Genomic DNA, 26533 nt, shown 5'->3' on the forward strand with positions numbered 1-26533 from the left:
TAAGTCATAGCTCTTGAGCTAGCCAGCGTCGACGCTGCCACACCCATAAGAAGCTGCTGGAATTGAGCGCACGGTAGAAAAGCTGCACTAGCCATACACCGAGTAGCCCATATTCCAACTCAATGCCTACCCACCAGGCCAGTGGCAGAAACACTAGCCACTGCATGCTCAAAGTAAGCAACATCACTGTTCGCTGAGCGCCAGCGCCCATTAACGTTTGGGCCAGCACCAGTGCGGCAGCATCCAGCACTATCATTAGGCCAGTAATTTGTAAGGGAAGAGTGCCTAACTGAATGAGTGAGTGATCTTCAAAAAAAATAGCCAGAACAGTTGCTGGGAACAACAGCATAGGGAGTGCCAACACTGTCAGCAGCAAACCAGCGACGCTTAATGCGTCGATTCCCCAGCGGTGTGCTGCCTGTTGATCATCGCGCCCTAACGCTTCACCGACCAAGCTCATTGCCGCAACACCCACCCCGACTCCAGGTAAAATAAGTAGCAACGATAGATTCACTAGCACATGGCCGACAGCGACACTCTGCGTGCCCATCCTACCTAATAGCCAGAACAGCACCACATAGCCGGCGGCAAACCATACTTGTTGCAGTGAGTGTGGGATAGCCAAAAATAGTGTGGTCTGTAATGAACGCAATGTCAGCTTTTGTCGGGTAAGTGCGTGGGCGTTATACGTCACGTAAGCCCAAATAATCAGTCCCAGCAGTAGCGAAAGCGTCGTGCCAATACCTGCACCATTGGCACCCAGCGCTGGAAGGCCACCAATGCCATAAATTAATCCTGCACTAGCGATCACATTGAACACATGCACAATGACGATAATACGCAGGTAAAGGTGCGTGTGCTGCCGGCCGTTCCAGTAACCGCGAAAGCAAAGTGTTAAGGCAATCGCGGCTAACGATACAACGCGCCAGCGGAAATACTCCACGGCAATGGTCGTCACATCATCTGCTGGCGTAATTAATTGTATTAACCGGGGAGCCTGCCACCACGCGAGACACGATAATGGAATACCGACCATAACGGCGATCAGCAAGCCAGAGTGAAGTGAGCGTGTTAGCGGGAAGTGTTCTGCGCCCAGGTCTTGAGAGGTTTGCGACTGGACGCTGGAAGAGAGGCCAAAAACCAATGCCGTCATCATAAACATGGCATAGCCGCCGATACCAACACCTGCCAATGCCTCTTGGCCTAAATGGCCTACCAGCGCAGCATCAATAAGGTTGAGCATGCTCTGTGAGAGCATGCCCAGCATGATAGGTAAGGCTAAGCGTATGACCTTACCTTGGCGGCGGCCCACTGCTGACATTAGCTAGGGTCGTAAGAGAGTACCGGAGAGAGCCAGCGTTCCATTTCCACTAACGGCATCTGCTTGCGTTGCGCAATCGCTTCCACTTGATCCCGGGTGATTTTTCCAGTGGAGAAGTATTTTGACTGGGGGTGGGCGAAGTACCAGCCAGAGACCGCCGCCGCAGGCCACATAGCGAAGTTCTCGGTCAGTGCCAAGCCGGTATTTTCTGTCGCATCAAGCAGCCGGAACAGCGTGGCCTTTTCGGTATGATCAGGGCAGGCTGGGTAACCGGGAGCAGGGCGGATACCCTGATATTTCTCGGCAATTAGCGCGTCATTATCCAGCGTCTCTTCCGGCACATAGCCCCAGAACTCTTTGCGCACGCGCTCGTGCATGCGCTCGGCAAACGCTTCTGCCAAACGGTCGGTTAATGCTTGCACCATGATGGCATTGTAATCGTCACCAGCTGCTTCATAGGCTTTGGAAAGTTCATCAACCCCATGGCCTGTGGTAACCGCAAAGCCACCAATCCAGTCGGCTTTGCCGCTCTCTTTAGGCGCAATAAAATCCGCAAGGCTGTAGCAAATACCGTCACGCCCTTTGGTGGTCTGCTGGCGAATGTGGTGCAAACGCTCAACTACTTCGGTGCGACTTTCATCGGCATACACTTCAATGACATCGTCATCGACGCTGTTGGCGGGCCACAGACCAATGACGCCGCGCGCTTGAACACGCTTTTCGTCGATTAGCTTGCGCAGCATCACTTTGGCATCTGCAAACAAATTGCGTGCAGCTTCGCCGACTACCTTATCTTCAAGGATTTTGGGGTACTTGCCAGCGAGCTGCCAGCTCATAAAGAACGGTGTCCAATCGATGCGTTCAACCAGCTCTTCAAGGTCGTAGTTATCGAAAGTTTTTAGACCCAACACCTGAGGTTTTACTGGAGTAAAGCTGTTCCAATCCGTGCGAAAGCGCCGTTTACGGGCTTGGGTATAGTCCAGGTCTGCGGCTTTAGGGCGACGTTTGGCGTTACGCTCGCGCACTTTTTCGTACTCTTCGCGAATCTCTGCAACGTAGGCCGCTTTAAGGTTCGGCGCCAGTAAACGGCCTGCAACGCCAACCGCCCGGGAGGCATCGGTTACATAAATCACGGGGTGATCGTATTGTGGCTCAATTTTTACGGCTGTATGGGCTTTGGAGGTAGTGGCACCACCAATGAGCAGCGGCAGATCCATGCCCCGACGCTTCATTTCTTTAGCAACATGCACCATCTCATCAAGCGATGGGGTAATCAGTCCTGAAAGCCCAATGATGTCAGCATTATGGTCTTGAGCGGCCTGAAGAATTTTTTCGGTGGGCACCATCACGCCAAGGTCGATAACTTCATAGTTATTACACTGCAGCACCACGCCAACAATGTTTTTGCCGATATCGTGAACATCGCCTTTAACCGTGGCCATTACGATCTTACCTTTAGCCTTGGTCTCTTCGCTTTTTTCCGCTTCGATATAGGGAATCAGGTAGGCAACCGCCTGCTTCATGACGCGAGCCGACTTAACCACCTGGGGTAGGAACATTTTGCCGGCACCAAACAGGTCGCCAACCACGTTCATACCATCCATTAACGGGCCTTCGATCACCTCGATGGGCCTGGCGGCCTCGGCGCGAGCCTGTTCGGTGTCCTCTTCTATATATGCAGTTACGCCTTTAACCAACGCATGCTCGATACGCTTATTAACCGGCCAACTGCGCCACTCCAGGTCTTCTTTTTTGGCCGCACCGCTGCCATCGCCTTTGTACTTGTCGGCAAGGTCAAGCAGTCGCTCGGTACCATCGCTACGGCGGTTGAGTACGACGTCTTCTACCGCATCTCGCAGCTCGGCGGGTAAGTCATCATAAACCGCCAATTGGCCCGCATTGACGATACCCATGCTGAGGCCTGCACGAATGGCGTGATAAAGGAATACCGAGTGAATAGCTTCACGAACGGGGTTATTGCCTCGAAATGAAAACGAGACGTTCGATACGCCACCGGAGATCATCGCGTGAGGCAGGTGCTCACGGATCCACTGGGTAGCCTCAATGAAATCGACGGCGTAGTTATTGTGTTCATCTATGCCGGTCGCGATAGCAAAGATATTAGGGTCGAAAATAATATCTTCCGCCGGGAAACCAATGTCATCGACTAGTACGCGGTAGGCGCGTTCACAAATCTCGGTTTTACGCGCAAAGGTATCTGCTTGGCCTTCTTCATCAAACGCCATGACCACAATGGCGGCGCCAAAGCGGCGACACTTGGTGGCTTGCTCGCGAAACGCGGCTTCGCCTTCTTTCAGCGAGATAGAGTTAACCACCGCCTTGCCTTGAACGCACTTAAGGCCCGCTTCGATGATGTCCCATTTGGAGGAGTCGATCATGATCGGAACGCGAGCGATGTCGGGTTCACCAGCGATTAAATTCAGGAAACGAACCATCGCTTCCTGGGACTCCAACATGCCTTCGTCCATGTTGATGTCGATAATTTGCGCGCCGTTCTCGACCTGCTCCAAGGCGACTTCAAGCGCGGTGGTGAAGTCTTCTTCGACGATCAGCCGCTTAAAGCGTGCCGAGCCGGTCACGTTAGTGCGCTCACCGACATTGACAAACAGCGCGTCGGCTTCAATGTTGAAGGGCTCTAAGCCAGACAGACGGCACGCATGACTACGCTTTGCAACCTTGCGGGGCGCCATCGAGCTGACTGCCTCAGCGATGGCACGAATATGCTCAGGGGTTGAGCCACAGCAACCCCCAATAATATTGACCAGTCCACTTTCTGCGAACTCGCTGACAATGGCCGCCATTTCCTCTGGGGTTTGGTCATACTCACCAAACTCATTGGGTAGACCCGCATTGGGGTGCGCAGAAACAAAGGTATCGGCTTTAGTGGAAAGCTCTTCGATGTAAGGGCGCAGCTCTTCCGCACCTAGAGCACAGTTCAAGCCAACCGAGAGCGGCTGGGCGTGGCGAACAGAGTTCCAGAATGCCTCGGTGGTTTGACCAGAAAGCGTGCGACCTGACGCATCGGTAATGGTGCCGGAAATCATCACCGGCAGCCGCGTGTTCAGGTCATCAAACAACTCTTCAAGCGCATAAATAGCGGCTTTGGCATTAAGTGTGTCAAAGATAGTCTCGATCATAATAAGATCGGCACCGCCTTCGATTAACGCACTAGCAGCTTCGTAATAGTTCTCGCGAAGCTCGTCGAAGGTGACATTGCGCTTAGAAGGGTCGTTGACATCTGGCGACAGAGATGCGGTGCGTGAGGTTGGCCCAAGTACCCCAGCGACATACCGCGGGATATTCGTTTCAGCAGCCACGGCGTCACAGACATTACGCGCCAAACGTGCCGACTCACGATTTAGCTCAGGCACCAAATCTTCCATGCCATAGTCTGACTGAGAAAGACGTGTGCTATTAAACGTATTGGTTTCAATAATATCCGCGCCAGCTTCTAGATAGTCGCGGTGAATACGTGCCACTAAGTCCGGACAGGTAAGTGCTAATAGGTCATTATTACCTTTAAGATCCGAGGGCCAGTCACGAAAGCGGTCACTACGGAAATCGTCCTCGCTGAGTTCGGCGTTCTGCAACATGGTGCCCATGCCGCCGTCCAAAATCAGGATACGTTGGGAAAGGCGTTGGGTGAGGGAAGCAGTCAAATCACTAGCAGCCATGGCAGGGGGGAATCTCCAGCGTCTCAGTCGAAAGGATATTTTTTATAGTCGTCGTCATAGTGTGAGCGGCGCCTATCATAACAAAGGGCACACCATAGGGCAGCAAGTAAGGGCGTGAAGTTATTGCAGTATCTTAATGAGTCGCGCTCATATACATAGGCAATAGCCTACTAAAATAGTCGGGATTGTGCTGGCGAGCAGTTTTGCTTACCATAGGCGTTAATGAAATAGTTATAAATGACATGTGATGTGGCCAAGCCACAACCACGGGAGGATAACATCCCTTATGACCGCGACTATCGAAACTGATACCCAAGGTATTGATATTACTGACAGTGCTCAGGAATATCTTGCTGAACTGTTGGAAAAGCAGAATGTTGAAGGCATTGCTGTGCGTATTTTTATCACCCAACCCGGCACGCCTTACGCGGAAACATGTTTAGCCTATTGCCGTCCAGGTGAAGAAGAACCCACTGACGTTAAGCTTGAGCTTGAAAAAATTAACGTATTTCTCGATAAAAACAGTTTGGCGTTTTTAGACGAGGCGGTTGTTGATTTTAACGCGGATCGTATGGGCGGCCAGTTAACCATCAAGGCTCCTAACGCGAAAATGCCTAAAGTTAACGCGGACAGCCCGCTGGAAGACCGCATCAACTACACGCTTTACAGTGAGATTAACCCAGGACTGGCGGCCCACGGTGGTGAAATCAAACTGGTAGAGCTGACCGAAGACAAGGTGGCGATCCTTGCTTTTGGTGGCGGCTGCCAAGGTTGTGCAGCGGTAGATTTAACGCTTAAAGATGGCGTTGAGAAAACGCTGATGGAGCGGATTCCTGAGTTAGCGGGTATCCGTGACGTGACCGATCACACGGATACAACGAACGCTTACTACCGCTAACGCACTGTTGGTGGCACCGTGTTCGCTTCGAAAAGCTCAGCAGAAATCTGCTGGGCTTTTTTTATGAGTGGTAGGTTGTGAGTAATAGGTTATAAGTGCTAGATCATTCGTTGGGTGGATTATCTTCTTTTTCTTGCGAGGAGAGCGTCTCGGGCAGCGCTGTTAATTGTGCCTGAAGGGCTTCCATTCGTTGCCAAAGCTGTTGCTGCCAGTTTTCGTCCTGAAGCGCCGTTTTGTGCTGCTGTTCTAGTGCTTGGTGGGCCTTATCGAGCTCGCTCTGCAGGCTGGAGTGCAGCTCTTTTAGCGATATATTGTTGCGCTCAAGCTCGTCAATTCGTTGTTGCAAGCTGCTGTTGTCTAACTGGTAGTGCTGCAATGTGTCTTTTTTGAGCTGAAGCTCTTTCGCCAAGCTGTCTGAGCGCTGCTCGAACTGGAGTAGGCGCTTTTGTAGTGCTTTTTCTTCTTGGGCACGCTCTTGTCTTAGCGTGTCTAGCAACGCCATCAGTTTTCCTTCTGCTGCTTCGTTACGCTGCTCTTCCTGAGCAATGCGCTGTTCCCAAGCGGCTTGGCGTTGTTGCAGCTCCTCAGTGAAGCGCTCTTTCAGCGAAGCTACGTCATGCTCAGACTGGGTAAGCAACTGCTGGTATCGCTTAGCATCTTGGGTGGCTTGCTCTGCCTGTTGCTGCCACTGATGCTCGCTCGCTTGGCTAGCGGCCAGCTCACGATTAAGTGTCTCCAAGCGCTGTTCTGTATGTCGCAAATGCTCTGCAAGGGCGCTTTCGCGTTGTTCCGCATTGGCTGTCTGCTGAACCGCTTCGGCGGCTTCCTGCTGGGCGCTCTCTACCTGCCGTTTAGCATCTTCGCGATAGTGGATGAGCGCTTGATTGGCGACCTCTTGCGCCTCGCGCCATAGCTCGGTTGCGACGTTAACGATGACTTCTGGAACGCCCTTAGGTGGCGGAACATCGCGATTTTGCTCTCGTTCAATACGCCAATTACGGAAATGCTCACTGATTGTTGTGAAGCTGCCAGTTCCCAGTACTTCGCGAATGCGTTGCACGCTAGGGGTGTCGCCGCGAGCGAGCAGGGTATCGATTGCTTGCTGAACATCACTGTATTGAATCCCGCTGCGAGCCATGGTGCTTATCCCTGTCAGATTGGTAGCGCTATTTTCGTAGGGTTTGGTTAAAATTACAATAATTACGTAATACATAAAACGTAATATTATTTACATTCATCGCTATAAATTCAAGATTACTGCCATAATCTTGAATTTTAACGCTGATAACAGCACACTTAACCCATTGAAAAATCATGCAGTGGACATGGGGAAACGCAGAGATGCCCGGAGAGGTCGCGAAACAGCAAGAACAAGCATATAAAGGCCTAGAAAAGGGCGGTTGGCCTGATTTGCTGGCTAAGTCTTCCGTGCCTGCCCCCCCGGGAACTGACACGCAGTTAATTGATGCTCAAAACGACGTTGAGTCTGTTGCTGCGTGGCTTAGGGAGTATCAAGACAGCCCTCAGACATTGAAAAGTTATCGCCGAGAGGCGGAGCGCCTGCTGCTTTGGCTGTCCAGCCATAACACGTCGTTATGCGATATGAATCGTGAAATGTTGCGCCAGTACGAGGCTTTTTTGGCAGATCCTCAGCCAGCTGAGCAGTGGGTGGGGGCAAGTAAGCCTCGCTATCATGCGCAATGGCGACCTTTTCGTGGTGGGCTCTCGCCTGCAAGTCGGCGGCAAAGTCTGATTATTCTGCAGGGCTTGTTTAGCTGGCTAGTGGAAGCTGGGTGGGTACGCCATAATCCATTTGTGCTAATGCGCGACAAGGCTAGGCGGCTGAATAACCAGGCTCAAACCATTGAGCGTTATCTAGAACGAGATCTTTGGGCATGGTTTTGGCAGTGGCTGAATGCGCCAGTCGGGCACGCTAGTGAGCGAGAAGCGTATGAGCAAGCGCGACGACGATTTATATTCTGCTTCGCTTATCTACTAGCGCCTCGTATTAGTGAAATGGCTAACGCTCGGATGGGTGATTTTCAGGAAAGCGAGGGGCGATGGTGGTGGGTGGTGGTCGGTAAGGGAAGTAAGCTTGCACGTATTCCGGTGCCCGATGACATGCTTGAGTGTGTGCTCGAATGGCGGGAAGCACTTGGATTATCAGGCCTGCCCAGTTATCACGAACCCGACCCTCTTATCCGTGCGCTAGATAAACGTCGTGGCATTAGCGATAACCAACTTTATCGGCTGATTAAAGGAGTCTTTAGCGAAGCGGCTGATGCGCTAGAAGCGCAAAATGGCAAGCCTGCCTATGTGAGCGCGCTGCGTCGTGCAACACCCCACTGGCTGCGGCATACGGCGATTACACATCAAGCGCAATCGGGAGTAAGCCTGCGCTATTTAGCCGAGAGTGCCCGTCATTCTAAACTGGATACGACGAGTCGCTACTTACACACCGAAGATAATGAATGGCACCAAGAGCAGCAGCGTCATCGCTTGAAAACAGCCCCAAAAACGCCTTCTGACCCGTTATAATGCCAGTACATTGAGACACCAACCCAAAGGAAACGCCATGGCAACTTCAGGCGCTGAGCTGGCCCAGCAAGAACTGGTCGAAGAGTTTGAAATATTTGATAACTGGATGGATCGTTATCAATACATTATCGATATGGGGAAGCAACTGCCTGACTTTCCGGAGGAGCAGCGAACTGAAGAGTTTAAGATTCAGGGCTGCCAATCTAACGTGTGGATGTGTCACGAAGGGCAGGGCGACAAGCTTATCTTTAAGGCAACGTCGGATGCGGCCATCGTTTCAGGACTGATTGCGTTGCTGCTAAGAATCTATAGTGATCGCACACCTGATGAGATTAGCCAAACCGAGCCTCACTTTTTGAAAGATTTAGGTTTGGATAAGCACCTATCACCTACCCGCAGTAATGGCTTGCATGCCATGTTGGAGCGTATTTACCAGGTGGCAAAACAGTCTTAATTGTAAACGCGCATTGGAAAGCTTTATCAGTGATGATGGTCGCACTTTGAATGCGGCGGTGCTGTTAAGTCGGGGTCTTCACGACACAGTTGCTCGCTTCTGCCACCAGGCACGGGATCGATGCCACCGGCGCTGCCTGGGTGGCATCGCATAATACGCTTTATCGCCATCCAGCCGCCTTTGAAAGGGCCATGCACTTGAATGGCTTCAACGGTATAGGAGGAGCAGCTTGGCCAGAAGCGGCAGCGCGGCCCCAGTAGGGGGCTAATGGTGTATTGATAGACCTTGATACAGCCAATCATGACGATGGCGAGTGCCTTCAAGGCCCAGTGCTTTGCTTGGGATAGCGGCTTTACCACTATTTCTTTTACCACTATTTCTTGCCGTAAAGTGCCGCTGGGTCGATAAGCGGCTCGCTGGTAATCGCCGCATGCTCTTCACTTACCGATAAGTAAAAACAGCTGCGTCGACCGGTGTGGCAAGCGGGTCCAGTCTGATCGACTTGCAGTAATAGTGTGTCACCATCGCAGTCGAGAGCCGCAGATTTCAGCTGCTGTTGTTGACCCGAGGTTTCACCTTTGCGCCAGAGCTTTTTACGCGAGCGTGAATAGTAGCAAGCACGCTGCGTTGCTAGCGTTTCTTCGAGTGCCTCGCGGTTCATCCATGCCATCATTAACACTTCGCCTGAATCAAACTGCTGGGCAATGGCAGGCAGCAAGCCTTGTTCGTTAAAGCGCACTGCGTCAAGAAGTGCTTCCGTCCCGGGCAACGTGTCGGAAGGGCTGGCAGACTCTAGGGCTTTGAATAGGTCGCGCGGGGCTAATTGGTCAAAACGTGACATTACTCATTACTCGCAGATCGGCAATTTTGGCACAAGCCTTGAAGTTCTATCGTTTGGCGCTCGACGTTAAACCCTTGTCGTTTGGCTAATTCGGCCAGCTGAGCGCTTATTTCATCTAAGTGAAGCTCTTCAACATAGCCACAATGGCGACAAATCAACAGCTGAAACCCATGGGCATGCTCAGGGCAAGCGCAGGCAACGTAAGCGTTTTGTGACTCTATACGATGCACGAGACCTTGCTCGATAAGAAAGTCGAGAGCACGGTAAACCGTGGGGGGTCTTGCTGCGGCATGCTCAGTGGATAGCTGGTCTAACAAGTCATACGCTTTTAGGCCGCCACCATTCTCAGCAATCAGTTCTAGTACTCGGCGGCGAATAGGAGTAAATCTCACGCCTCGGGTATGACACTGGGATTCCGCTTGTTGTAATAGCGTATTAGCTTCTGTCATTAGGGCACTCGTTGAACGGTATATGCGTAGTCTACGCCGTCGCCGAAGAAGTGTCAGGCGTTTCTACTAGTTCGCTTTGGCGGGCAAAGTGGTGCTGTGCAAACGCTACCCGCTCAGCGACGGGAACACCGTCAGGCTGCTGTTCAATCAGGTCAAGCCGGCGACGAAGCCCTTCTCCATTGGTCATTTGGATAGCAAGCCCGGGGCGCGCATTAAGCTCAAGCAGCATGGGGCCATGCTTTCTATCCAGTACCATATCGGTGCCAAGATAGCCAAGCCCGGTCATCTCGTAGCAGCCTGCTGCCAGGTGGAGCAGAGTATCCCACTGTGGGACAACCAGACTTGCCAAGTCGTGACCTGTATCGGGGTGGCTGAAGCATGGGCGGTCGAACTGCACCCCGCGCAGAGCCGCGCCTGTGGCAATGTTCAACCCAACACCCACAGCCCCCTGATGAAGATTGGCTTTCCCATCTGATGCCGCGGTAGAGAGCCGCATCATGGCCATGACAGGATACCCTTTAAACACGATGACTCGAATGTCCGGTACGCCTTCATAGGTATAAGCCATCAGGCTTTCATCGAAATTGATCAGCGTTTCGATGACGGCGACATCCGGTGAGCCGCCTAGCGAATAGAGACCAGAAAGTATGTTCGAAACATGGCGCTCAATATCTTCAATCGACAAACTGACACCGCTTGGCTTGATAAAGATACCCTCTTGTACCTTTTCAATAACAAGTATGCCTTTTCCGCCACTGCCTTTGGCTGGCTTGATCACAAAGCCTGAATGGCCGCTCAGCATCTCACTGATATGCTTGACACCAAACTGAGTCGTTACCGTACCAATGAGTTCAGGCGTTGTAATGCCGTAACGCTGTGCAAGAAGCTTGGTTTTCAGCTTGTCGTCAACAAGCGGATATAAGCGTCGGGAATTATAGCGGCCAATGTAGCGAATATTTCGCCGATTCATGCCGATAATTCCCTTGTCTCTAAGTCGTGTCGGCCACGTCCAGTTCTTTAGCCAGCTCATGAGGATTTCTCTTCATCGGTAATTGGCTTAAAACGGCGTAGCTCCAATAAACGGTAGCCCGTGTAATTACCAAGCAACAAGATGAGCGCCATCAGAATGAACTGAACGCCAAGGAAGTTGAAAGTAATGTGGCGAACCCAGGGGTTGTTCATGGCAAGGAACGCTAATACAGCGGTTAAGAGGCTGCCTCCGCCTTGAACCAATACCTGCTTTGGCCCTTCCTCTTCCCAAAGAATCGACATCCGCTCAATCGTCCACGCGAGAATGATCATTGGGAAAAATGTGACGGTTAACCCCGAACTTAGGCCCATACGATAAGCAATGACAGTGAAAATTGAGATGATTGCTATGACAGTGATGATGACCGCCGAAACCCTCGCTACCAGCAATAGATTGAGATATGAAAGATAATTACGAATGATCAAGCCCATGGCCACAATCAGCAGGAAGCCAATTAAACCCGTTAGCAGGGTAGTTTGAATAAATGCTAATGCAATAAGCACCGGCATAAACGTGCCCGACGTTTTCACCCCAACCAGCACGCGCAAGAACACTACTACCAGTGCACCAATGGGAATCAGCAGAATCGTTTGGAAAAGTGCCTGCTCTTCCAAAGGAAGGCTATGGATAGAGAAGTTCAGTAGCGTGTCGTCAGAATAATGATTGCGAACCGCCGCAGACGCAGGCTGATAATGCGTCAACATAGAAAAGGTAACCCGTGAGTTGGTGCCGCCCTGAACTTCTAGGACAGCGCGACCGCCAGTTTCCCAGAGCAGAAGGTTGTCGGGCTTTCCTTGCTCGCCGGTCGCGGGATTAAATAGTGTCCATGTTTCAGCAGATTCATCGAACACTTGAATCCAACTGCTGAGGGTTTGTCGACGACGACCATCCTCCATCAATAGACCGCTGACTTCCCTTGCATGAACACCCGCTTGATTCAACAAGCGCACAATCAGCGGCGATGGCTGTTCTTGGGTTAAGAGTAGTCGTGCATTTTCCCCTTGGCGTTCGCCATTAATATCTAAAATCAATTCTCTCGCAAAGGTGGCGTTATTGGCGCTACGTGCCCAAGCGCGATCAATTAATTGGCTAGCAGCTGAGTCGTACGGGCTTTCCCAGGGAGGAATAGTCGATAATTCTGGTGGCGTTTGCACGGGTGAGCGCGCATCTGGCGAAACAAGCATCTGCACAGAATAGTAAAGCTGTTGGCTGCCGGCGGCATTGCGAATAGTCCACTCAGCCTGACGACCTAGTTCATCTGCTTTGTAGGCAAGCCCATAGCCGGAAGATGCGGTGTTTTCCGTCAACACCCGATATCCAGCCTGATGAGAAGGTAGCGCTAGATCAACCTGCACAGGGCCGTCCTGGGCATTAAAATTGATAACCGCTTCGATTTCCCACACTTGGCGCTGCTCACCGGGTAGCCAGGGGATTTCAAACTGAACATGTCGATGTACACTGGCGGCGATGCCAACTAACAGCAGTAATCCAACGATTAAATAAAATGGCAACCGTGACATCATGATTCCTTTCAGCGAAAAACGGCGGGGGAGAGCTGTTACTCTTCAGTATCGTCTTGATCTGCTGCTTCATCTTCAGCGGCTTGATCGGCGGGTTCACCACCCGGGAATTCTGGGCGTTCGTAAAGATAGGTTTGAGCAACATCAATGGTGGCAATATCCATCATGAATCGCCGTCCTAACAGCACTGGGTAGTCCAGATGGGTGCGATTATTAAGCGTGAACTCAACGTTTTCGCGGATTGGGCCCAGGGTCATTAACAGTGAGATCACTGGGCGAGACTCTTCACCAGATGCCTGAACAATACGCACCCTACGTACAATTGGCGCTTCGATCCATTCATCACGCACGCGATCTACGACCACGTCATCGTCATTTAGTGCCAACTTAAAGCGCACCCAATTTTCGCCATCACGTTCAAAGCGGGTAATTTCAGATGCTGATAGTGATGACGTGTTGGCTCCTGAATCAACGCGCGCCTTCAAATAAGTGCCAACGCTGGGTAAACCAATCCATTCACTGCGGCCTAGCAGCGTTTTGTTGTCTTGAGTGGCCTCAACATCGCACTCTTCACGAACAATAACGGGATCTTCACCGCGAGCTTGTATACCAGCCACATCTTGACGCAAATAGCGCAACAGACTGCCGACTTCGCGAACATCAGCTGTCAACGCTTGCTGCTGGTTAAGCTGCTGCTCGTGTAGTAGTGCAGACGCGGATGCACACTGCTGGGCAAGAGAGGTTTCAAGTTCAAGGATGCGGGTGTTAAAAGACGCTTCGCTTAATGGCGGTGGCTCATTCGTTTCTGGCGGTGTCACAGCACAGCCTGCAACCGAAAGCGACAAACCAGCCATTAGACACAATACACCTGAGCGCATAACGTGAGATATCCTTAAACAAGAAGAGCATGAATGATAAGGAGAAGGACACTGGATTGTCCAACTTGATCAGCTGGTTTTGGAACCTTTATCTATCTGATTTAACATAATATATATTATGCGAACCTATAGATTATGTAGAAACGCCTGTTAATGCTACTGTAACGCACCAATTTCTCCTACAATAGCTATACGATTAACATCCTTCGTGTAGGAATATTCTAATGATACGCAAACTCATAATTGCCACTACCCTATTTGTGCTTGCTGGCTGTGCCAATGTCGAGGTTGAAGATTATGCCAGCACAACTCCTCGCTTAGATATCGCTGAGTACTTCACTGGCAACACCCAAGCTTGGGGTATGGTGCAAGACTACTCTGGTGAAGTACAGCGCCGTTTCACAGTCGATATCACGGGAACTTATGACGGCAACAAGCTGACTCTTGATGAAGCTTTTTTGTTTGCTGATGGTGAGACGGATCGACGGGTGTGGGAGTTTGAGCAAGTAGACGATCATCACTGGGTTGGCACTGCGAATGATGTTGAAGGCCAAGTAGATGCGCGTCAGTATGGTCACGCCTTCCATATGCGCTACCCGCTTGATATCGAGGTTAGCGGTCGCACTATCCGTTTCTTAATGGATGATTGGATGTATCTGCAGCCCGATGGGCGTTTGATAAACCGCACCGCGATGAAGAAATTTGGCTTTACCTTAGGAGAAATCACCTTGGTTTTCGAGCAAGTCGATTCGTGAGCCTGATTTCTTAATACCTAATATCTTAGCAACTAATTCCATATCACCTATGCCAATCTTCCATTAAAAACAGCCTGCTTAATAAAGCAGGCTGTTTTGTTTTGTCATTAGCCAATTAGAAAGCTAACGTTGACCTTATCACTCACTAGCAGGTGCAGCGTATGAGCCGTCTTCCTGGTGTACTTCATTACCAGTAATTGCTGGCGTGAAGACGCATGCGACGGTCATGCCTTTTTCTTTACCGCGTAACAGATGTTCGTCGTGCTGATCCAGCAGATAAATATCGCCTGCTTTGATCGGCCAGATTTTACCATCGGCTAGGGTTTCTACTTCGCCTTCGCCTTCATAGCAAAACACAGCTTCATAGTGGTTTTTGTAATGAATATGCGTCTCAGTACCTGGGAAAATACGGGTAATATGAAATGAAAAACCCGCATTATCATTGGCTAGAACAAGACGCGTGCTGTCCCAGTTGCCATTTTCGGCAGTGACAAGACGATCTGTTTTACGTGCTTCTTCAAGATTACGAACGATCATAGAATTGCTCCGTTATGAGGCACTTGGTATTAACCGAAGCAGCCCAGTGCTGAATCGATGCTGCAAAATTAGCCTAACTCTACATCACGCTTGGATAACAGCATTGACTGAGGCTTCTAGAATATCCAGCGCTTCCAGCAAGTCCTCATCACTGATGGTCAGCGGGCATAGGCACTTCACTACTTCGCCGTCTTGGCCGCTGGTCTCAATAATAAGGCCGTGCTCAAATGCTTTACTGGTGATCTTATCGGCAATATCACCAGAGACAACATCAATACCACGCATGAGGCCACGTCCACGTTCAGTGGCAGGCATACCGTTCTCACTGAGTAAGGCCGCCAGCTTTTGGAAACGTTCTTCAACAATACGCGCTTTGCGCTGAACATCACGCTCAAAAACATCATTTGACCAATATTTTTTAAGCGCAGCCGTAGCGGTTACCATTGCCAGACTGAAGCCGCGGAACGTACCGTTGTACTGTCCAGGCTTCCATTTATCAAGCTCTGGGCGCATCAACACATGGGCAAAGGGCAGCCCGAATCCAGAGAGTGATTTTGAGTTAGTCACGATATCAGGCGTGATGCCCGCGTGTTCAAAGCTAAAGAACTTACCCGTGCGGCCACAGCCAGCTTGGATGTCGTCGATGATCAACAGAATATCATGGGCGTGACAGATGCTCTCTAAACGCTTGAGCCATTCAAGGCCTGCCACGTTAATACCGCCCTCGCCTTGCACAGTTTCGACAATAACACCCGCCGGAATATCGAGGCCGCCAGATTTGTCGTTAAGTAATTTCTCGAAGTAATCCAGCGTATCCGCATGCTCTCCCATATAACCATCGAAGGGTAAAAAGCTTGCGCCTTGTGTAGGAATGCCACCGGTCGCCTCGCGGAATTTGCGGTTACCCGTGGTTGCCAATGCCCCCATAGTGACGCCGTGGAAGCCGTTGGTGAAGGTCACAATGTTATGGCGACCTTTAGCAACACGGGCCAAACGGATGGCCGCTTCTACTGCGTTAGTTCCTGTCGGACCAGGCAAATGTACCTTGTAGTCTAAGCCGCGAGGTTTGAAAATAACCTCTTCAAGGGTTTCTAGGTAATCACGCTTTGCAGCGGTCCACATATCCAGGCCATGAACAACGCCATCTGTTGACAGGTAGTCGATCATCGCTTGTTTGAGATGTGGGTTATTGTGACCGTAATTGAGAGTCCCGGCACCGGCCAGGAAATCAATGTACTCACGACCATTCTCGTCTGTTAAACGAGCATTCTGGGCTTTCGTAAACACAACGGGGAATGAGCGCGAATAAGTACGTACGTTAGATTCCATGCGTTCAAGCGTCTGGGTCTGCATTAACGACCTCCTTTTTAAATCATTGAGCCAAGCGTAGGGCAAACTGGCGGAAGCAGTGGTAACAAATTTAAAAACGTAACCAGCTATGGAGAGCCGCGTACTGGGCGATAGCTGGTCCGTTCCGTTACATACTGTCTGTTTGAAATGGACCTATGCGAACTAGGTTTTCAGGATCATGCTCTCCACCGAGTTGTTCGGTAGAGAAATATTCACGGCTATTTAAAGGGGCTTGCCAACGTGCCGCTAGGCGGCGAAATAAGCCCCAAGAGGCCTGATTGTCTGGAGTGATCGTCGTTTCCAGATGATGCACATTATCAAGTTCTGGACGCGACATAATGGCTTCGACTAAGCGGCGTGCCAAGCCTGTGCCACGTGCTTTTTCACCGACGGCAACCTGCCATAGAAAGTAGGTGTCCGGCGCGTTGTCTTTCACATAACCAGATACAAACCCTACTATCTCGCCCTCTTCATTTGTTGCAACCGCACAAGTGTCACGAAACTGAGTTGCCAACAGTAGATAAGCATAAGCAGAATTAACATCAAGCGGCGGACAAGCTTTTATCAACTCGTAGACGCCCCAACCATCATCTGCATTCGGCTTGCGAATAAATAACGGAGTAGACGCATGCCCAACCACAGCATCAGCGACTGTCGGGCGGGCAAGATCTGCAGAAGGGGTAAAAGGTGTTATTGGCGTGCTCATGGTTATGCTTCGCTGTAGCGAATTTGAGCGCCATTATAACAGCTGATTATGAGCAATTCAAAAATCATATTATTCATCCTGTCCTTTTCCATAAATTTTGGTTATCAAAAGCGTCTCTACCTGCAAAAAAACAGCTGAAAGAACCGCTGTATTGGAAGAGTTTAGATCAACCTCACATAGCTGCGAGACAAAAAAGGCGAGCTGATGCTCGCCTTAAAAATGTGAATTTTATGTAATCAATTGCGAGTAGCTGTTCTCATTGTCACAAACTCTTCCGCACCTGTGGGGTGGATACCGATGGTACGATCAAAATCTTCTTTTGTAAGCCCAGCTCTGACCGCAATAGCGATCCCTTGTATTAATTCACCGGCCTCTTCACCTACCATGTGAGCCCCTACGACAACATCTGTCGCATCATCAACGATTAGCTTCATTAAGGTGCGTTCTTGGCTACCTGACAATGTGTGTTTCATTGCTTTAAAGTCCGCGCTATAAACGCGAATCTTGCCAATGTTTTCTCTGGCAGCCTCTTCAGATAGCCCTACCGTCCCAATATTGGGATGACAAAAAACAGCCGTAGGAATCGTGGTGTAGTCCAGCGGTTTAGGCAGTGTTTCATTGAAGTGGATATCGACTAGCTGCATCGCCTCAGCCAATGCCACGGGCGTCAATTCAGGCCCCTGGGTCAAATCGCCAAGCGCCAAAATCGAAGGGACTGACGTTTCGTAGCGCGCATTCACTGGGATTTTTCCCTTGCTATCAAGATGAATGCCCAATGCTTCAAGCCCTAGCCCCTGCGTATTGGCATTACGTCCTGTCGCTGCTAAGACGGCATCTACCTCTTGAACATCACCGTTAGTTAAATACACGTTAAACGCAGAGCCATTGGGTTCAATCCGTTCAATATTGGTATTGAAATGCAGATTGACGCCTTTTTTGCTCATTTCATCGCGGGTAAAAGCTCGAACTTCTTCATCAAACCCTTTTAGAAACAGCTCTCCACGATAAATCAAATGCGTTTCACTACCGAGGCCGTTAAAAATGCTCGCGAACTCGACTGCAATATAGCCGCCCCCCAAAACGAGAAACCGCTCTGGAAAAGCGTCAAGGTCAAATATTTGATTTGAAGTGACTGTATATTCACTGCCAGGAAAATCAGGTACCCATGGCCAGCCACCTGTAGCCAGCAGTATCTTTTGTGCTGTTACTTGGGTAACACCCTCTTCAGAGGTCAATGAAACGGTGTGTGCATCTGTCACGGTTGCTCTAGCGTGAAGCAATACGACCCCCGCGCCCTCCAACATCCGCTGATAAATGCCATTTAGGCGTTTTATTTCACTGGTTTTATTGTCGCGTAGCACTGACCAATCAAAGACAGCAGGCCCAGGCAACTGCCACCCAAAGCCCGCGGCATCATCGAAGCTGTCGTGAAAGTGGGCCGCATAGGAGTACAGTTTTTTAGGCACGCAACCGACATTGACACAGGTACCGCCCAAGTAACGATCTTCTGCTATAGCAACTCTGGCACCGGTTGCCGCCGCCATTCGTGCGGCGCGAACCCCCCCTGACCCTGCTCCAATTACCAGTAAATCGTATTCATATTCCGCGTTATCTGCCATGTGCTACTCCTATCCTGAACCATTGCATGTACTTATCGGTCATGCACTTGCCGACAACGGTCGCTAAGCACAAAGATTGACCTTAGATTCCGAGAAGGTTAAAACCCCTCTCTCTGTATCCTAGTTTGCTCTATCTTGAACCTAACAGCTCCTAACCTGTGACGGAGATCCAATGTCTAACGCTATTGAAACACTGCTTGATAATAATCGCGCCTGGGCAGAGCGTATGTGTGAGGAAGATCCTGACTACTTTAAACGCCTTTCCAATCAGCAAAACCCTGATTACCTCTGGATTGGTTGTTCTGACAGTCGTGTGCCCGCTAACCAGATTATTGCCCTTCCGCCAGGCGAAGTCTTTGTCCATCGTAATGTCGCTAACCTTCTCCACCATACCGATATGAACGCACTATCAGTTGTGCAGTTTGCGGTGGATGTACTCAAGGTCAGTCATATCATGATTGTGGGGCACTACGGTTGTGGTGGCATTAAGGCGGCAGTAACCGGCGGTGAATGCGGAGTCGTCGATTACTGGCTGCATTCGGTGCGCGAACAGTATAACCGCCACCGTGATACGCTTGAACACTTGCCATTGGAAGAGCAAATTGACCGCATGTGTGAATTGAACGTAAAGGCTCAAGTTAATAGCTTGTGCCGAACTAAAATTCTGCAACGTGCCTGGCAGAGAGGCCAGGATATTTCAGTGCATGGTTGGGTCTATGGGTTGAGCGACGGCCGTGTAAAAGATCTAAATTGCACCATAACCGGCCTGGAGCAGGTTGAGACCCTTTATCGTATCGACCGCCTTCAACAAAGCGACTGACACTATCTGTGCCTATCGCTCTAATGACATCGATCCCAGTTAGTTATAGCGGTAGGCGCGATGACAGCTTTTACAGCTTAAGCCAACATCAGAAAATGCTCGCGTAGCCGCGCGATAATCCTCTTGCTCGGCAGCATCAATCAGCACTGCCACCTTTTGTTCAAGATCTGTAAATCCCGCTGCGAAGTCTTCCCATTCCTCCCATATTTCTGGGCGAGCGTCAGACCCGCGTCCATGGGTGCCGACAATAAACGCGGGCAAAAAATGAGCTTGAGTAGCTTGTTCCTGAAGTGTTGCTAACCGTGGAGCGGCTCCGCGGGCATCCTGGTTATTCACCAAGTCAAAACGCAGCTGACGCAGAAGACTTTCTAGCTCTTTCAATTCATCCTGACGCCATATGACTGCTTCTCGTTCACTGGCAAACGGGCTTTCTTCAACCGTTTGAGGCATCGCTGGAACGGTGTCTTCAGTGACTTCCTCAGCCATGACCGGTGTAGCAATTACACTAGAGATAGCCAGAGCCCAAACCGAAGGCATGAGCCATGAACGTTTTAAAGTGTGTGGCATTTTACTGACCTTATGATGAATGATTTGGCCCTCACCACGACTAACCGATGGGACAAGTCACACCGGTACCTTTCAGTCCGCAGTAACCACCGGGGTTCTTGTTCAGGTATTGCTGATGATAAGCCTCTGCGTAATAAAAGGTATTCAGCGGCTTGATCTCGGTAGTAATAGCACCACGGCCAGCCTTATCGAGAGCCTTTTGGTAGGTATCGGCACTCTTTTCTGCTGCAATCAACTGCGCATCCGTTGTTGTGAAAATAGCAGAACGGTACTGGCTACCCACATCGTTGCCTTGACGGTTTCCTTGTGTAGGGTCGTGCTGTTCCCAAAAAATTTGCAACAGCGTATCTAAGGATGTGGCACTGGGGTCGTATACCACTCTAACCACTTCGGTATGGCCTGTTTGTCCCATGCACGTTTCTTGATAAGTTGGGTTTTGTGTTTCTCCCCCAGCATAACCTGCGGCAGTGACGTAAACCCCCGGTACTTGCCAAAACAGGCGCTCAACGCCCCAAAAACACCCCATACCTAACACAATTTCTTCATACCCTTCTGGAAAAGGAGGGTGAAGTGAGTGGCCAGTAACGGTATGTACGCTACTCGTTTCAATCGGCGTCACGCGGCCAAGTGGTGTTGAATTTGCTTTAGAAAATAGCGTCATAACGCCCTCTTATTGCCGTGGATAAATCGTAGGGTCACCGGGCCGGGTGAAGGTATAAATTAAGTCGACGGCTTGATTGGCGCCCGATACTGCCTGCACGTATAGATTACGCCAAAGTGTGTAGCGTAACGTCAGTTCTGCAATGGGCGAGAAAATGCCAACACCGTAGCTAATACGGATGTCATCGGTTAGCTGCCCAGTCAGCGCTACTTGACTGTTGTCACCTGCCCCAGTGGTATCCAAGGTTAAATCGCTAATACCAAAGGCTTCTCCAATTGAACCAACGGCTTGGCCTGTCCGTCCAAGAGACATTCCAATCAAGGCGGTAGTTAGCTCGCTGCCAATTCCACCACCAGCAGCATCTGGCGCCCGCCCTCTCAATAAATATGACAGTGCACGGGTTTCACTCATTCCTGGTTCTGAAAAAATAAGTACGTTAGGTTCTTCGGCATTGCCTCTGACGCGAAGGCCGGCAATAACCTCATCTTCTGTGATGTCTGGATTTCGAATGGCTTCGAAATCGAGGATTGGAAGCCCTGGAGGACCACTGAATATTAGCTGTCCACGGCGAATCAGGAGATCTTGACCAAAAGCTTGAAAGCGGCCATCGACTAAATTGACATCACCAAACAGCTGTAGTGCACCACGGTTTTGACGAATTTCTAATGTGCCACCCAAGCCAGAATTAAGCCCATATGCTGATATTTGCATATCACGACCCAAGGTTAGTGTGATGAGCACATCAAGGGCCATGCCTGATTGTGAGAGCTCGTCAGCCGCGCTTGAATCGTTATTGGCAGCTCGCTGCTGAGCCAGCCGTTCCGCTTTTCGGTCGTCACGCTCGGTGATAATGACTTCGTCAGAGCTTGGGCTAACAGCCGAGGCAGGAAGATCGCCAATCTCTAAGCGCGCCCAAGGTAGATCGACATTGCCACGCACTTGCAAGCGATCCGGCGTTACGCGAATGCGGATATCAGGGGCTGCTTCTAAACGCCCAAACTGTGGTAAAACGATTAATAGTGGCTCCTGGGTAGCGTTTACATCGACACCAATACGCCAGTCGTCACCTGCGGGCCAAAACGCATCCCCGGTAATATTTAAGCGGCCACGTTCAGCCGCAATAAAACCATTTATGTCCCCTTGCTCGCCGTCAAACGCAACGACTAGCTCGCCATTTTTAATATCAAGAGGAATATCTGGGCCATTAGCGCTTAGATTGCGAAGTGCAAGCTGCCCCTGTAAATCTGGCTGACTGGTTGTTCCAGTAATTTGTATACTACCATTTAAGTCGCCCTCTAAACGATCCATACCCACCACTAATGGGCGGTAAGGCGTTAAAGAAAGCTCTTGGGCCCTTAGCTCTCCACTAAGACCACCACGACCAAGTGGATCACTAATGGTGAGATCGAGTGTCAGCTCACCAGCATCTTCAAGCGACAGTACAATATCGGCATCAGCTTGAGCTTGGCTGGCTTCTAACTGCGTGTTTAAACTAATCACAGGAAGCTGTACGGGCTGGCCGTAATCATTGACTGCAGTAATCGCTAACTCACTTAATACCTGAACGTCGGCTTGCCACTGGGCTCCCCCTTGGCGCCAAGCTGCAACAAGATCTGCCGTCGTGTCGCCTTCAAAGCTCCACTCTTTAGGCAATAAAGGCTCCAGTGCTTCCATCGGCACTTCTCTGATGCTTAGCACTGTGCGCCCTTGATCAGCTGATGCAGTAACCGGTTCTTCTGAACAAACAAGCCCTCCTTCTTCGCGCCGTAAACAGAAAGGTGAGAGTTGTGCTTGGCCGTTAGCAAGGTTGTAACGAATATCAAGAGGGGCTTCTAAACGTAGGTTGCCAAACTCGGAGTCAACTTCCAGTGGGGTTAGTTGGCCATGATACTGCTGCGCTTGCTGATCAAAACGACCATTTAGCGTTAAAAGCGCACGGCTTAGCATGTTATCGGCCTGGCCATCGACACTAACAGCGAGCGCATGTTGAGATAGGCGGCCGTTAAGCTCAAGGGTAATACTTGAAAATGCCTGCCCACCTGCATTGACTTGCTGCAATCCAAGGTTAATGTCTAGCGATGGATCGTCGATACCCTCGATATTACTGGTCAGTGATAACGTTTCAATACGGTTCTCGGCAAAACGCAAATCGCGACCAGTTACTTCGGCCTCTACTCTCGGTTGGCTAATGCTACCTCTGGCAAGAATATTGCCTGTTAATGTACCCGCTAAGTCTGGATGCAGCGTCTGTAATTGACGTAATGCAATCTCAGTATCTAGCGACATTGCTTGTTCACTAACCTGGCCAGAGGCCGTTAATCGGTTGTCTCCCTGAGTGAAAAGTAGTTCTTGGATATCAACTTCAGGCGCACTGTTAGCCTCTAGGGAGGCTTGTAGCGTCAGAGGATACTCCTGGAGCTCCCCATTAATATCGAGGACTGGCAGACTGACTTCCCAGAGGTCGCCCGTTTGGCTCACACTAGCGGTAATATCGCCATTGAGATTGCCGTTGAGCTGTTCGACAAAGTGAGAAGGATCGAATTGATCCAGCCTGATGGTGGTATCAACTCGAAGTGACGAAGCCCAGTTAACTTCCCCTTCACTGCTAAGCGAACTGTCATCTATCGTTAGGGTTAGTGGCGCCCAGCGGAACGATGAAAGATCTCCGTCGCCACTGAGGCGAATGTTGGTGGCTGGCACTTGCGGGCCTTGAGCGTTTAAGGAAAGCGTTGTCTGGTACGCTTCCAAATTGCCGCTAGCAACGATGTCTATATCTTCAACAACATAAGGTTCTGCCGTTGACTCATCACTACTGGGCTGTGTGAGTGGCCACTGTACTCGGTTACTCTGTAGTCGTATATCAAAGGGTAGCGTCGGTGCTAGTGCATCGACTTGAGCCTCCAGTGTTGCATTAACGACACCGGATGCCCCTAAACTGGCTGTAAGCTCATCTAGGGATCCCGACAGCTCCAAAACAAGCTCTTCCCCACTTAGCTCGGGAAATATCTCGGGTAAAAACAAAGTTGACGTTAATCGAGCATCTATCGGATAACTGCCTGATAATGTAGCGTTGGCTGTTAAGTTTGCCTCGGCATCTGGCGTGAGCAACTCTAATGACCGGAGAGCTATTTGGTTGCCTTCGGCACTCGCAACCACGGCTAATCGTTCGACTTGGTAATCAACGGCTCCGCTGACAGTGACGTCAGTCACGGTGAGGGATGCTAAGTCGATATCAATGGGAAGCATTACTTCAGGTAGCTCAATTCGCTCCCGTGCTGTTAAGGCCTCTACTGCTTGATCAGGTTCTTCTATGAGGGGTTGGGTAGCCATAACAGCACCATCAATGCCAGATGCATGTAACGGCGTCTGAATACCTTCGGTCAGTTGAGTGCCTGCCGAGGGAGGTAAGTACACGGTTGGCTGCATGAGCGTAGTAGGCGCGATACTGACAAGATGCTGTTGTGCAGTGATCGCGGTTGAAAACGATTCCCAACCGATGCGAGTTCCATCAGCTAGCTGCAGTTGAACGTTATTGAACTCAACTGAGCGTAGCTCAATAGGAAAAGGAAGTTGGATGCTAGGCATCCCCTCTGATTCTGGTGATTCAGGGTCCGGTTCAGCGCTTTCCCCCAAACGTATATCTGCACCTTCTATATGAAATTGATCTAGGCAAAGCTTGCCTGACAGCACACAGTCTTCAGCCCAAGCGAGCTCTAGGCTGTCGACGTTGACGCGTGTCTCACCGAGCGATAGTTGAAAACCGCGCAATGCAAACTGGTCGAGCAGTGCGCCTTCTTGGTGTTCATACGTAAAGAACCCCCGTTGCTCGCCTTGAGAAAATAGTTGTCCTGTTCCCCAAGGAGAGAGCGCAATGCCTAATAGAAGAGCGACCAAACCAAATAGCCAGAGTGGTAGCACAATGGCTAACCGTACAAAACTCCACAAAAACAACCCGGCACGATGTTTAACTGAGAGCGGTTGACGCTTAATGGATGCTGCTGTTACAACCTTAGCCAAAATGCTCTCCTAAAATTCTGGACCGATGGAAAAATGCAGCCGCCAATCGTCTTCATCGTCAAATGGGTGTGCTACATCAAGTCGGATAGGACCCACAGGGGAAATCCAACGTACACCAACCCCGGCGCCCGTTTTTAATTCTTCTGGCCCCCAGTCATCGAAGGCATCTCCAGTATCGACAAAAGTGGCTCCCCACCAGTCTCCAGAAACTCGACGCTGATACTCGAGGGTCGAGGTCAGCATTTGCTGGCCGCCACGTAATAGCCCTTCTTCATTTCGCGGCGATAGGCTTTCATAGGAGTAACCCCGAACGCTTCGGTCGCCGCCTGCAAAGAATCGCAACGAGGGTGGCAGCTTATCGAAATTATCTGTTTCGATAGCACCGATACTTAGCCTTGCAGAAAAGCGGTTGTCATCGCCGATGGTGCGAATCCATTCAGTATCGCCTGTTACACGTGCGAATTGGGCGTCTGAGCCCCATAGGGTGTCTGAGTACTCAATCGATAATTGTTGTCTATCTCCCCAAAGCGGAAACCGCTGGGGGCGCGTTCTCGTACGAGACCACTGAATGCCTGGATAAAACAGTAATACTTCATCAGACACTCCCCCTTGGGTGAAGTCTTCGTAGGTGGTGCGGAAGTAAAGTGTTTGCACCCAACGGTTTTCAAATTCCCATCGACGAGCAATTTCTACGGTGCCCTCTAATGATTGGGTATCACCGTCATCCAGGTTACGCACACCATATTGAAGGCGATAGCTGTCACGTAGAGGGTCTTCTAATGGAATATTGTAGGTACCGGTGAAACGCTGGTCGGGTGCTGAAACATACAGATCATGATTTAAACTATGACCAAAACGATTGATCCATGGCTGTTTCCAGCCAAATCGCATACGCGGCCCTACGTCAGTTGCGAAGCCAACCCCGACTTCAAATTGATGGCGATCAGCAGGCTCTACACTTACGTCAATAGGCAAGCTGGTATCGTCTCGTTTAGTTATGCTAAGTGCGCTGGCAAACGCTACGCTGGAAAGTCTGGGGCGTTGGGGCTGTGATGCTGTTGCTTCATCCCACCACGGTGAGCCACCTGTTGGTGGCGATAAGGTCAGTTCGCGTGCTGTCGCTATACGTGGTCGAACCGTCACAGAGCTGAACCATCCTGTTTCAGCCAAACGTTGATTATAAAGGGCTACCGATTCCGCTAGATAAGGCTCTCCCGACGTAAAGGTCTGCATTTGAAGTAACCGCTCAGGCTCAATATGGCTGCCTGCAATAGTCGTATTGCCAAATTGATAGCGTGGGCCGCTGTTGAAATCCATATAGAGACGAGCGCTTTCAAGGTAGGGTCTTATTTCCATTCGGCGATCGGTAAACTCCGAGTCGAAATAACCACGTTCCAGTGCTAAGCCTGAAAACTGGTTGCGCAGGCGATCCCATGGGGCATGCCGCAATGTATCGCCTTCCTTCAAGGGAAATGCATCGAGTGCTTCCTGAAACGGAGGATCATCGCTCGCTTCACCGGCGATATTGACAGAAAGCACATCGATTTTGACCGGCGAACCGGGTTCGATACGGAGTGTGATGGGTGAGCTACCAACCTCAACCGTAATGTCTGGTTCGTAGTAGCCGAAAACGCGCATGGCTTCTTGCGCACGTTTCCGTATCTCTCCTTCTAACCTGACATCGGTGTATTGCTCTTCATTAATATTTTGTAGATAAGCATTAATATTGGCCTCAACTTCACTGCTAACACCATTGATGGAAGCGTTGAGTGCCCACAAAGGTGCTGACCACGTTACAAGAAGTGGTAAAACCACCCCACAAGTCGCTTTTTTAACGGTAGGCCATCGCCGTTTTCTTTCCATGCAATTCATCCCTA

At 50.4% G+C, this 26533-nt stretch carries 22 protein-coding genes; 5 read left to right on the forward strand and 17 right to left on the reverse strand.

Annotated features, from left to right (window positions below; genetic code table 11):
- Positions 1-4: 4 nt before the first annotated feature.
- Complete coding sequence (locus J4377_RS08980; RefSeq protein ID WP_231656930.1) at positions 5-1321, reverse strand: MATE family efflux transporter; 1317 nt, start codon at positions 1319-1321, stop codon at positions 5-7.
- Positions 1321-5016 carry a methionine synthase gene (gene metH, locus J4377_RS08985; RefSeq protein WP_253487961.1) on the reverse strand — a complete coding sequence of 1232 codons (3696 nt, stop codon included), beginning with the start codon at positions 5014-5016 and terminating at the stop codon, positions 1321-1323. Before metH ends, J4377_RS08980 begins: the two co-directional genes overlap by 1 nt.
- A 286-nt stretch (positions 5017-5302) precedes the next feature.
- Between metH and nfuA the strand changes: the two genes are divergently transcribed.
- Complete coding sequence (gene nfuA / locus J4377_RS08990; protein WP_038484241.1) at positions 5303-5914, forward strand: Fe-S biogenesis protein NfuA; 612 nt, start codon at positions 5303-5305, stop codon at positions 5912-5914.
- Positions 5915-6017: 103 nt separating this feature from the next.
- Here nfuA and J4377_RS08995 read toward each other — a convergent pair whose 3' ends face one another.
- Positions 6018-7052: a DNA-binding protein gene (locus tag J4377_RS08995; protein WP_038484244.1), complete on the reverse strand. Its 1035-nt coding sequence runs from the start codon at positions 7050-7052 to the stop codon at positions 6018-6020.
- Between the two features lie 176 nt (positions 7053-7228).
- Here J4377_RS08995 and J4377_RS09000 point away from each other — a divergent pair, with 176 nt between their 5' ends.
- Positions 7229-8452 (forward strand): site-specific integrase, encoded by a 1224-nt coding sequence (locus J4377_RS09000; RefSeq protein ID WP_253487963.1) that lies wholly within the window; start codon positions 7229-7231, stop codon positions 8450-8452.
- A gap of 37 nt (positions 8453-8489) precedes the next feature.
- A complete protein-coding gene (locus J4377_RS09005) occupies positions 8490-8906 on the forward strand; it encodes a SufE family protein (protein ID WP_038484250.1) in 417 nt (138 codons plus the stop codon).
- Positions 8907-8932: 26 nt separating this feature from the next.
- Here J4377_RS09005 and yidD read toward each other — a convergent pair whose 3' ends face one another.
- From yidD to J4377_RS09035, 6 genes are all read right to left on the reverse strand, one after another.
- Positions 8933-9208 carry a membrane protein insertion efficiency factor YidD gene (gene yidD / locus J4377_RS09010; RefSeq protein ID WP_205739042.1) on the reverse strand — a complete coding sequence of 92 codons (276 nt, stop codon included), beginning with the start codon at positions 9206-9208 and terminating at the stop codon, positions 8933-8935.
- A gap of 71 nt (positions 9209-9279) precedes the next feature.
- Entirely contained in the window at positions 9280-9747 is a 468-nt protein-coding gene (hisI, locus tag J4377_RS09015) for a phosphoribosyl-AMP cyclohydrolase (protein ID WP_095602936.1), read from the reverse strand.
- A complete protein-coding gene (locus tag J4377_RS09020; RefSeq protein WP_038484256.1) occupies positions 9747-10196 on the reverse strand; it encodes a transcriptional repressor in 450 nt (149 codons plus the stop codon). Before J4377_RS09020 ends, hisI begins: the two co-directional genes overlap by 1 nt.
- 31 nt (positions 10197-10227) lie before the next feature.
- Positions 10228-11226, reverse strand: a complete 999-nt coding sequence (locus tag J4377_RS09025) for an alpha-L-glutamate ligase-like protein (protein ID WP_038484259.1) — start codon at positions 11224-11226, stop codon at positions 10228-10230.
- The gene (locus J4377_RS09030; RefSeq protein ID WP_038484262.1) at positions 11223-12746 is read right to left on the reverse strand and encodes an inactive transglutaminase family protein; all 1524 of its coding nucleotides are present in this window, start codon (positions 12744-12746) and stop codon (positions 11223-11225) included. Before J4377_RS09030 ends, J4377_RS09025 begins: the two co-directional genes overlap by 4 nt.
- Before the next feature lie 38 nt (positions 12747-12784).
- Entirely contained in the window at positions 12785-13624 is an 840-nt protein-coding gene (locus J4377_RS09035) for an ATP-dependent zinc protease (RefSeq protein ID WP_038484265.1), read from the reverse strand.
- A gap of 224 nt (positions 13625-13848) precedes the next feature.
- Here J4377_RS09035 and J4377_RS09040 point away from each other — a divergent pair, with 224 nt between their 5' ends.
- Positions 13849-14379 carry a DUF3833 domain-containing protein gene (locus tag J4377_RS09040; protein WP_253487965.1) on the forward strand — a complete coding sequence of 177 codons (531 nt, stop codon included), beginning with the start codon at positions 13849-13851 and terminating at the stop codon, positions 14377-14379.
- Positions 14380-14517: 138 nt separating this feature from the next.
- Here J4377_RS09040 and J4377_RS09045 read toward each other — a convergent pair whose 3' ends face one another.
- The 4 genes from J4377_RS09045 to gorA form a co-directional block, all read right to left on the reverse strand.
- The gene (locus tag J4377_RS09045) at positions 14518-14916 is read right to left on the reverse strand and encodes an ectoine synthase (protein WP_038484271.1); all 399 of its coding nucleotides are present in this window, start codon (positions 14914-14916) and stop codon (positions 14518-14520) included.
- Between the two features lie 84 nt (positions 14917-15000).
- A complete protein-coding gene (ectB, locus tag J4377_RS09050; RefSeq protein ID WP_038484274.1) occupies positions 15001-16269 on the reverse strand; it encodes a diaminobutyrate--2-oxoglutarate transaminase in 1269 nt (422 codons plus the stop codon).
- Between the two features lie 124 nt (positions 16270-16393).
- Positions 16394-16972: a diaminobutyrate acetyltransferase gene (ectA, locus tag J4377_RS09055; RefSeq protein WP_030072977.1), complete on the reverse strand. Its 579-nt coding sequence runs from the start codon at positions 16970-16972 to the stop codon at positions 16394-16396.
- Between the two features lie 236 nt (positions 16973-17208).
- Complete coding sequence (gorA, locus tag J4377_RS09060) at positions 17209-18591, reverse strand: glutathione-disulfide reductase (protein WP_198349717.1); 1383 nt, start codon at positions 18589-18591, stop codon at positions 17209-17211.
- A 172-nt stretch (positions 18592-18763) separates the two neighbouring features.
- Between gorA and can the strand changes: the two genes are divergently transcribed.
- Complete coding sequence (can, locus tag J4377_RS09065; RefSeq protein WP_038484281.1) at positions 18764-19411, forward strand: carbonate dehydratase; 648 nt, start codon at positions 18764-18766, stop codon at positions 19409-19411.
- A gap of 39 nt (positions 19412-19450) precedes the next feature.
- Here can and J4377_RS09070 read toward each other — a convergent pair whose 3' ends face one another.
- The 4 genes from J4377_RS09070 to J4377_RS09085 all read right to left on the reverse strand — a co-directional run bounded on the left by J4377_RS09070 (position 19451) and on the right by J4377_RS09085 (position 26519).
- Positions 19451-19948 (reverse strand): cytochrome c, encoded by a 498-nt coding sequence (locus J4377_RS09070; RefSeq protein WP_253487967.1) that lies wholly within the window; start codon positions 19946-19948, stop codon positions 19451-19453.
- A gap of 70 nt (positions 19949-20018) precedes the next feature.
- Positions 20019-20639 carry a peptide-methionine (S)-S-oxide reductase MsrA gene (gene msrA / locus J4377_RS09075; RefSeq protein WP_253487974.1) on the reverse strand — a complete coding sequence of 207 codons (621 nt, stop codon included), beginning with the start codon at positions 20637-20639 and terminating at the stop codon, positions 20019-20021.
- Between the two features lie 9 nt (positions 20640-20648).
- The gene (locus tag J4377_RS09080; RefSeq protein ID WP_253487976.1) at positions 20649-24656 is read right to left on the reverse strand and encodes a translocation/assembly module TamB domain-containing protein; all 4008 of its coding nucleotides are present in this window, start codon (positions 24654-24656) and stop codon (positions 20649-20651) included.
- 9 nt (positions 24657-24665) lie between these two features.
- Entirely contained in the window at positions 24666-26519 is a 1854-nt protein-coding gene (locus J4377_RS09085; protein ID WP_253487978.1) for an autotransporter assembly complex family protein, read from the reverse strand.
- Between the last annotated feature and the right edge of the window lie 14 nt (positions 26520-26533).

Source organism: Halomonas sp. XH26, assembly GCF_024138895.1.
Lineage (GTDB): Bacteria > Pseudomonadota > Gammaproteobacteria > Pseudomonadales > Halomonadaceae > Vreelandella > Vreelandella alkaliphila.

Excerpts from the sequence above, each read along its gene's own strand:
- J4377_RS08980 (WP_231656930.1), bottom strand. The coding sequence starts at position 1,321 with ATGTCAGCAGTGGGCCGCCGCCAAGGTAAGGTCATACGCTTAGCCTTA.
- metH (WP_253487961.1), bottom strand. The coding sequence starts at position 5,016 with ATGGCTGCTAGTGATTTGACTGCTTCCCTCACCCAACGCCTTTCCCAA.
- nfuA (WP_038484241.1), top strand. The coding sequence starts at position 5,303 with ATGACCGCGACTATCGAAACTGATACCCAAGGTATTGATATTACTGAC.
- J4377_RS08995 (WP_038484244.1), bottom strand. The coding sequence starts at position 7,052 with ATGGCTCGCAGCGGGATTCAATACAGTGATGTTCAGCAAGCAATCGAT.
- J4377_RS09000 (WP_253487963.1), top strand. The coding sequence starts at position 7,229 with ATGCAGTGGACATGGGGAAACGCAGAGATGCCCGGAGAGGTCGCGAAA.
- J4377_RS09005 (WP_038484250.1), top strand. The coding sequence starts at position 8,490 with ATGGCAACTTCAGGCGCTGAGCTGGCCCAGCAAGAACTGGTCGAAGAG.
- yidD (WP_205739042.1), bottom strand. The coding sequence starts at position 9,208 with ATGATTGGCTGTATCAAGGTCTATCAATACACCATTAGCCCCCTACTG.
- hisI (WP_095602936.1), bottom strand. The coding sequence starts at position 9,747 with ATGTCACGTTTTGACCAATTAGCCCCGCGCGACCTATTCAAAGCCCTA.
- J4377_RS09020 (WP_038484256.1), bottom strand. The coding sequence starts at position 10,196 with ATGACAGAAGCTAATACGCTATTACAACAAGCGGAATCCCAGTGTCAT.
- J4377_RS09025 (WP_038484259.1), bottom strand. The coding sequence starts at position 11,226 with ATGAGCTGGCTAAAGAACTGGACGTGGCCGACACGACTTAGAGACAAG.
- J4377_RS09030 (WP_038484262.1), bottom strand. The coding sequence starts at position 12,746 with ATGTCACGGTTGCCATTTTATTTAATCGTTGGATTACTGCTGTTAGTT.
- J4377_RS09035 (WP_038484265.1), bottom strand. The coding sequence starts at position 13,624 with ATGCGCTCAGGTGTATTGTGTCTAATGGCTGGTTTGTCGCTTTCGGTT.
- J4377_RS09040 (WP_253487965.1), top strand. The coding sequence starts at position 13,849 with ATGATACGCAAACTCATAATTGCCACTACCCTATTTGTGCTTGCTGGC.
- J4377_RS09045 (WP_038484271.1), bottom strand. The coding sequence starts at position 14,916 with ATGATCGTTCGTAATCTTGAAGAAGCACGTAAAACAGATCGTCTTGTC.
- ectB (WP_038484274.1), bottom strand. The coding sequence starts at position 16,269 with ATGCAGACCCAGACGCTTGAACGCATGGAATCTAACGTACGTACTTAT.
- ectA (WP_030072977.1), bottom strand. The coding sequence starts at position 16,972 with ATGAGCACGCCAATAACACCTTTTACCCCTTCTGCAGATCTTGCCCGC.
- gorA (WP_198349717.1), bottom strand. The coding sequence starts at position 18,591 with ATGGCAGATAACGCGGAATATGAATACGATTTACTGGTAATTGGAGCA.
- can (WP_038484281.1), top strand. The coding sequence starts at position 18,764 with ATGTCTAACGCTATTGAAACACTGCTTGATAATAATCGCGCCTGGGCA.
- J4377_RS09070 (WP_253487967.1), bottom strand. The coding sequence starts at position 19,948 with ATGCCTTCGGTTTGGGCTCTGGCTATCTCTAGTGTAATTGCTACACCG.
- msrA (WP_253487974.1), bottom strand. The coding sequence starts at position 20,639 with ATGACGCTATTTTCTAAAGCAAATTCAACACCACTTGGCCGCGTGACG.
- J4377_RS09085 (WP_253487978.1), bottom strand. The coding sequence starts at position 26,519 with ATGGAAAGAAAACGGCGATGGCCTACCGTTAAAAAAGCGACTTGTGGG.